Origin of the sequence: Streptomyces sp. CB02009 (assembly GCF_001905825.1) — a bacterium.
Classification (GTDB): Bacteria; Actinomycetota; Actinomycetes; order Streptomycetales; family Streptomycetaceae; genus Streptomyces.
This window is the reverse complement of sequence record NZ_LIVV01000025.1, coordinates 1-7034: the sequence shown is the minus strand read 5'-3', so window position 1 is coordinate 7034 and position 7034 is coordinate 1. Positions and strand designations below refer to the sequence as shown.

At 68.7% G+C, this 7034-nt stretch carries 6 protein-coding genes and 2 pseudogenes; 5 read left to right on the top strand and 3 right to left on the bottom strand.

Going from position 1 to position 7034, the window contains the following annotated elements:
- Together AMK27_RS40800 and AMK27_RS44085 are read right to left on the bottom strand one after the other, a co-directional pair.
- Window positions 1–377 (bottom strand): sigma-70 family RNA polymerase sigma factor (locus AMK27_RS40800; RefSeq protein ID WP_143204971.1); only part of this gene is annotated, 377 nt, incomplete at its 3' end.
- 725 nt (window positions 378–1102) lie between these two features.
- A pseudogene (locus AMK27_RS44085) lies at window positions 1103–1518 on the bottom strand (HNH endonuclease family protein); the annotation flags it as partial.
- Between the two features lie 978 nt (window positions 1519–2496).
- On the opposite strand from AMK27_RS44085, the gene AMK27_RS44290 reads away from it, so the two are divergent.
- Entirely contained in the window at window positions 2497–2622 is a 126-nt protein-coding gene (locus tag AMK27_RS44290; RefSeq protein WP_274535774.1) for a hypothetical protein, read from the top strand.
- Between the two features lie 663 nt (window positions 2623–3285).
- On the opposite strand, the gene AMK27_RS40790 is transcribed toward AMK27_RS44290, so the two are convergent.
- Window positions 3286–3447, bottom strand: coding sequence for a hydrophobic protein (locus AMK27_RS40790; RefSeq protein WP_073919549.1), 162 nt, complete (start codon window positions 3445–3447; stop codon window positions 3286–3288).
- A gap of 254 nt (window positions 3448–3701) precedes the next feature.
- Here AMK27_RS40790 and AMK27_RS40785 point away from each other — a divergent pair, with 254 nt between their 5' ends.
- From AMK27_RS40785 to AMK27_RS43245, 4 genes and pseudogenes are all read left to right on the top strand, one after another.
- Entirely contained in the window at window positions 3702–3878 is a 177-nt protein-coding gene (locus AMK27_RS40785; protein WP_073919545.1) for a CsbD family protein, read from the top strand.
- A 772-nt stretch (window positions 3879–4650) separates the two neighbouring features.
- Window positions 4651–5091 carry a pyridoxamine 5'-phosphate oxidase family protein gene (locus AMK27_RS40780; RefSeq protein ID WP_073919542.1) on the top strand — a complete coding sequence of 147 codons (441 nt, stop codon included), beginning with the start codon at window positions 4651–4653 and terminating at the stop codon, window positions 5089–5091.
- 543 nt (window positions 5092–5634) lie between these two features.
- On the top strand, window positions 5635–6408 hold the full coding sequence (locus tag AMK27_RS40775; protein ID WP_073919540.1) for a hypothetical protein: 774 nt from the start codon (window positions 5635–5637) through the stop codon (window positions 6406–6408).
- A 201-nt stretch (window positions 6409–6609) separates the two neighbouring features.
- Window positions 6610–7034, top strand: a pseudogene (locus AMK27_RS43245) (hypothetical protein); the annotation flags it as partial.

Genomic DNA, 7034 nt, shown 5'->3' with positions numbered 1-7034 from the left:
AGGTGCTGGAGCGCGGCGACGAACGCCAGCCGGACCGACTCGCCCGTCGTCGCGGACGCCTCGGGATCTCCGCTCGGGCAGGGTTCCACCCAGAGTCCGGCCTCCGCCGCAGGCGCCGGCGCGGTGTTGCCGTCGCTGGGTCCGGACAGGTCCATGGGCAGGGCCCGCCGCCTGCCAGAGGCCAGGGCGTCCAGACAGACGTTCGTGGCGATGCGGTACACCCATGACCGCAGCGACGAGCGACCCTCGAACCGGTCGATGTTCCGCCAGGCCCGGACCATTGTCTCCTGTACGGCGTCCTCGGCCTCGGCGTACGACCCCAGCATCCGGTAGCAGTACCCGGTCAGCTCTCGTCGGTACTCCTCGAGCCGGTCCATCGCACTGACTGCCACACCGTCCCGCACGTGCTCCCCTTCGATTCCGAGCCGGTGCGAGCCTTCCGCCCGGTCACCGCAACGATAGAGCCGCGGTGGGCCGCCAAACCTCTCGCGCTGCGCCTCCTGCGCGAAGCCGACGGACTGTGAACAGGCCACGGTCGTCCAAGAGTGTCCGGGGCGCGGTGCGGCTCCTGAGGCCTCCGTGGCGACCGGGCCCACGCCCGCCGTCTCGGCGTTCCGCCGGGTCTTCGCCCAGCCGGTCTTCCTGCGGACCAGCCGTACGAGGCCACGCGCCGAGACACGGTCTGCCGGCGGGCCACTGACGGCGGATCAGAACCTGCGCACTGCAACAGGTGCGTTGTACGGTCGCCATGACTCCCACAGGACGGGCGTCCGCAGCCGGTCCCGCGTCCCTTCGCACGTGCGCGGGACCGGCCCTCGAGACGCAGCACGCCGCGGTTTCCCCGCTTCGGGGAGACTGGCCCGCACAACACCACTGGTGCGGGCCAGTCCTCCACCCGGTCGGGCCCCTGCGGGAAGGGGGGAATCCGCGGGCCCGTGAGCGGCCCCGGTCCGCTCGGCACCCGCCTACCCCCACACTTCACAGTCATACACACCCTTTCACCCTCGAATGCAATGGTTTGAGCTGTGATCCTGTGAGCAGGCGGGGCGGGCGGCGTCGCCGTCTGCGGGATCCCCCGAGCCGCAGACGGCGATCCTTCGTCCTACTCGGCGGGCTCGAACTGGACGATCGCGTCCGGGCACTCGGCGGCGAGCGCCTGGAGGGCGCCGGCCTCCGCGGGGTCCACGCTCAGATTCCAGCGCAGCTTCGTCGCGGTCCACTCGGTGGCGTACCGGCAGCGGGCACTGGGCGCCGGCGGCATCCACTGCGCCGGGTCCTTGTCCGCCTTGGCCCGGTTGGAGCGGGCGTGACCGCAATCAGCGAGACCGCGGCGTTCTGGTCGTTCGCGTAGGCCTCCCGGCGCTGGGCCGTCCACTCCCAGGCGCCGGACCCCCAGGCCTCCTTGAGCGGGACCATGTGGTCGATGTCGAGACCGGAGGCCGAGCGGACCTCGGTCTCGTCGTAATAGCTCCACCACGCGCCCCCGGTCAGAACACAGTTCGCGCCGACCGCCGGGGCCTCGCGCCGCGCACCGGGCTCAGACGGATCGGCCTCCCGTCGCGGGCATGAAGCACAGCCTCCGCCTTCGCTTCCGGAACTCCGTGGTCAGGAATGTGGGAACACCTGCCGCGCGGCTAAGGCGGACAGGGCAATCCTCGAGAAACCCTTCGCAGCTGCACCAGGGTTGAGCAGCGCCCGCTGGAAGTAGATGAGCTCGTCCAAGCGGGAGACGCGGGCCCGGCGGTGCTCGTACAACAGCCAGGGGCAAGTTCGGCAGGCTCGTGCGGAATGTCGAGCGCGGCTCGATACAGACACCCACAGGGCTCTTTCGGTCTCCGGTATGCCGAGTGGGTCGAAGGCTGCAGCGGCTGCTTGGGACGAGCTGCGCAGTGCTGCCGCCGGCGGGGTGTCCCAGCTGCCGTCCGTTCCAGCTGTGGCGGATGCCGTGAAAGCGGTGCTGGCGGTTGGAGGACCGGCTCCTGGCTGGGATATTGCCCGGTCATCGCAGCCGAGGCCGGGTTCCTTGCCGAGGATGGCACCGTCGCCGCACTGCTGCGCACGTTTGCCGGCCTCGGCCTCCGCTGTCCGCCGGTTCGCTCGCACCATCGGAAGGCCGTTCCGTCTGCCGGATACCGTCTTCGGGATGCGACCGGTGGCCAGGGGGCGGCTGCCTTACGCAGGGCTCCCGCGGGAGCGCCTGCTCGAGGGGCCGTTCCAGACGTCGGCGGGTGTCGGTCAGGCGGCGGCCGGCCCATGGGCGCAGAGCGTGTCGGCCATGACGGTGGGAATGCGCATCCGGCGCAGGAGGTCGCGTGTGGTGCGCATGCTCAGCGTGCTGCGCCACGCGAGTCCCGGGTGGCGAGACCGCAGGTGCGAAAGCGCCCGGGTGCCCAGGCCGCTGCCGAGGAAGCGCTCATCGAGGGTGAGAGCTGTGATGACGCCCTGGGCACAGTCGGTGCAGATCCGGTAGTGCACCTGGCCGACAACCTGACGGACATGGACGAGCAGCAGGCATTCATCACCTGGCCCGGAGAGGCCCGGGATGTGCGTGGACAGGAACTGGACCGACCGGTAGGCGAGGAACCGGCGGCGGAGGCGGCCGGTGAGCAGACCTCGGCGTGAGTGCTTGGGGCGGCCGTGGGCCGTTGGCGGTGTCCGGGCTGTGGTGACTGGGCCGAACAGAGTGCTCGTGGGACGCGCATGTTGTCCGTGCATGAGGTCTCGTCTGCCCCAAGCAGTGGTCGATACTCGCCCCGGACGTCCGCGCCCTGCTGGTCGGTCGCCCCGTTGACTGCGATGAGGCGCTGTCGGCACGACTCGGTGACGGACCGCGAGAGGCGCCCGGCTTCTACCTGTGTTCGCGCTCGCCGTCGCGGTGCGGGACAGGGAGGTGAGCTTGTTCCAGTACTGCTCAACGTGGGCGTCGATTTCCCGCAGAGCCGGGTCCAGGAACGAGAAATGCATCTCGGCTACGCGGTCGGGGGCAGATCGCGTATGCGGTGGAACTCGCGTTCAGGCCTGGACTCCGACTGCCCTGATGCCGCGGCGCTGCACGTCCGCCTCTTTCCGGTTCGGGCCGGGACGGCCGCCGTTCTATGGAGGTGAGCAGGTTCCCTGCTGCGTCACGGCCACCGCCCCGGCCCGCATACGGCTACCCGCAGCATCCGACTTCACCGGAAAGCAGGAGCAGAACCGACTCCCAACATGGCGGTGGCCGCCCACACCCCTTCGGTCGGGGGTGGACGGCCACCTTCACGCCGGCCTTGAACTACGCCAGAAGCAGCCCTACCAGCGGTACCAGCGGCCGCTGCTGTTCTTGGGCCGGGCAACGAAGCCGATCAGCCAGATCACCAGGACGGCGATCGCGACCCACCAGAGAATCTTCACCGCGAAACCGGCACCGAAAAGGATCAGAGCGAGCAGAAGAACAAGAAGCAGGGGAAACATAGTTATAGACCTCCGAAACACCGGATGCCCCACCACCCCTCGCCCATGCATACGATCCTTATTTGTTTCTTATTCAATGCAGGCGGGCATAAGACGCGCTCGGCTCCCCACTCCCGCCGGCTGCTTTTATCGCCGGGGCGCGCCTCGGGCCGACTGGCCGCCTTTCGGCGTCGCCGAGCCCCGCGGGGTTTGGGCCTCGCAATCGTGAGCAGGCGGTGGTCACGACCAATCCGGTACTACACGAGGAGGTCCCCATGTCGGGCACCGAGAAGGCCAAGGCACAGGCCGAGCAGGCCAAGGGCAAGGCCAAGGAGAAGACGGGCCGGGCACTCGGCAACGAGCGGATGACCGCCGAAGGACACGCCGGCCAGGCCAAGGGCAACGCCCGCCAGGCCAAGGAAGACGTCAAGGACACCCTCCGCCACCGCTGAACCGGCACATCCCGCCGCCGGCCACGGCTCGCGGCTCAGCTGGGCCCCGACTCCCTCCCCCCGGGTCGGGGCCCAGCCACGTTCCCGCCCACCCCACTGAACATCCTCGTCGCTGGGCCAAGGCCAAGCGGGCTGCCCGTGCAGTGGTCCTCGCGCCCCCCCCGCATGAGCGGTACGCACACCTCCGGCTTCGGGCATCCACCGGGGAGCTGAGAGGCTCGGGGCAGTTGCTACTCGCTGCTGGGCCCGCGCCGGCGATCAGGCCGCCGTGCTCCTCGGCTCCACCGTCGCCGACGTCGCCAACCACGCTGCGTCGAACGGCGTACGAACTCCGCGTCACCGGGCGAGCCGCAGGCGCCTGCGATCACCGGCCGGGGCTGCCTAGCCTTGGAAGCTGTAGGGCCTCGCCGCGCGAGGCACAGGCCGCACGCTGACCAGCGGTTCTTCCGCCGTCTCAGATCGACGGTACAGCCGCTCAGTCTCATGGACGTGGCATTTCCTGCGCAGTCTTGGCCGACTGGTGAGCCCTGAACCGACTGGTCGACGACGGCGACCCCTGCCCTTGAATGAGGCCGAACCAGATAGTCTGCAACAAACCCATCTGCTACGGTCTCCCTGTTGTGACAACTGGCGGGGCAGACCACACGTTTGCCGCATTCGACTCCGCGCCATCGCGCGCCTCGCCAGCCGCCGGTGAGCCAGCTCGCCATCAACGCCGCAGCTGTCCGACCTGACCTCCCGCCCCACCCCAACCACCGAAAGGCTGACCGACATGAGCGAGCACACCGCCACTGAGACCACCACCGGCAACACCCAGAACGACGGCCCGGCCCCCCGAGTGCTCACCGACCAGGAGCTCTCCCAGCTGTTGAGCCAGCAGCAGTTCGGCGTACTCGCGAGCGTCAGGAGCACCGGCCACCCGCACCTGTCGACCGTCCTCTACGACTGGAACGCCGAGGAGCGCGTCCTGAGGGTCTCCTCCACCGCCGACCGCCTCAAGGTCCGCCAGTTGCGCCGCGACCCGCACGCCTCACTGCATGTCAGCGGCCCGGACATCTGGTCGTTCGCCGTGGCGGAGGGAGAGGCGGAGATCGCGGATCCGGCCGACGAGGCGGCCCCTGGCGAGCAGCCGCTGCCTGACCGGCGCGTTACCATCCTGCTCCGGGTCTCGCGCCTGTACGGGACCGCCCTCGACGTCCCCACCAAGGACTGAGGAACCGCGCCTTGCCGGAGCAGGAAAATGCGATCAAACCTCACGTATGGGGCGACCAACGTCGCTCCCTGCGCAGCGCAGTGAGTATCCGACACCCTTCGGTGTGACAGGGAGACTCACAACGGCGGCATGAGTGCCATCGGTGTGCCATCGCCGTTGAGACTGGGCCACGAAGATTGCGACCCCGCAGGACCCCTGTACGGTCCCGTCGTTTGTGGCATAGCGCAGCACGCTGACCAGCAAGTCTCTGGGTTGCCCCGCGAGCCCCCTCTGACAAAACCGCTCCTCCAGCGTTAGACGCAGGTCGAAGACCCCACAGGCATGATGCCCCGTAAGGGGTGGCGCGCCTCGGTGCAACGTCACGGTTCGAGGGAGTCTCTCCGCCGTGCCCGGTCGTATGAACATCGGACCACCTCTCATCCCGTCCCCGTGCGCGGGGCTCCATCCCGTGGGGTTTCTGACCCTTTGCCAGAACTCGGCAGTAACGGGTGCAGATGCCGGTAGAACAGATTCACAAGGCGCAGGAAGGGGACGGAGCGCGTCATGGTTCTTGGGTTGATCATCTGCGTTGGCATGCTGGCAGGGGTGGCGTGGCGGCGGCACCGCTATCCGGGTAGGTGGGAGCACACCTTCAGCCAGAGTCATGCCGGCGCCCGGAAGGCGCTGTCAGACGCTCGCAGCGCGGCCCGCGCTTGGGAGCGCTCAAAGGCTCAGTCCGAGTCCAAGGCGCGTCATGATGTCGAGTCGGCCGAGAAAGCTCGGGAAGACCGTCTGCGCCGGATGGATCAGCGCATCGCTTCGCTGAACAGCCCTGGCCGGGGAAATCGGGTCGAGGCGCTCGGGGAGTTGGTCCTGTTCCAGCACGTTCTCGTAGTGCAATCCCCTTCTGTGACGCGCTCCATCGCCTTGGCCGGCTTGGAGGTCCGCTTCGAGCCCGGGCGCAAGAACTACTCCGTCTACTGCACCGACGCCGACGGGCACGTGCACCGGGCCAAGTACCCGCACCTGCCGTCCCCGCCTGAGAGCGATGAGGACCTGTTCGACGAGGACCAGGTGCGCGACTTCGCCGTGATGATCCAGAACACTGTCGCGCAGGAGAACATCTTTCGCGCTCGCCTTCCGCGTCAGCTGAAGGAGGCGGAGAGCAAGTGGAAGGAGGCACAAGCCGACACGAGCGAACTGGAGACCGCTCGGGAGCGTCTACAGAGGCTTCGTCAGCGCAACGGTACCGACCCTCGAGGCGAGGAACTGGAAGCCCGGGCGGCGGAGGCCTCCCGGGACTGGGAAAGGCTCACCGGACATGTTCCCCCCAGGTAGGGCCGGCTGAGGAGGCGCCTCTGCGAGAACCGTCGTGAACTCCGGGCTGGCAGGGTTTCCCCTCCTCGGCCCCGCCGGCCTGGGGGCCGTTCGCTTCCTCACGCTTTAGACAGAGGTTGCACTGCTGCCTCCACACCCTCCAGGGATCGCCCTACCGTCACCACTCCGCTGCTATCACCTCAGCGCAGGAGGCTCGTCAGAGTGAGAACCGAACTCGGCGACGGCGAGCGGTACGGCGAACTCTTCGAAGCGAACAAGGGCGCGCCGACCCCGGACGGAGGCACCTTCGACAATCCCGACCTGATCGTCCCCGGCCAGGTCCTGGACCTTCCCAAGGCCGCGACGCCGGGCACACCTCCCCCACACCGCAACAGCCCCAAACCGAAGACACCGCCCAGGCCGAAGGCTCCTGACCGATCCGAGGACGCCCAGCACGATACGCCGCCAGATCCGAGCAGCCCCGCCCCGGGCACGGAAGCCGTTCGCCCCGCGCAGCCCACACCGCCCGCAGTCCCGACTCCCTCTCCAACCGTTCTGACCCCGGGCAGTACCGCGCCCTCACCCGAAGCAACGGCCACGCCGACGCCGGCAGTCCAGCACAGCAACGAGGATTCCGCCCTGGGTAC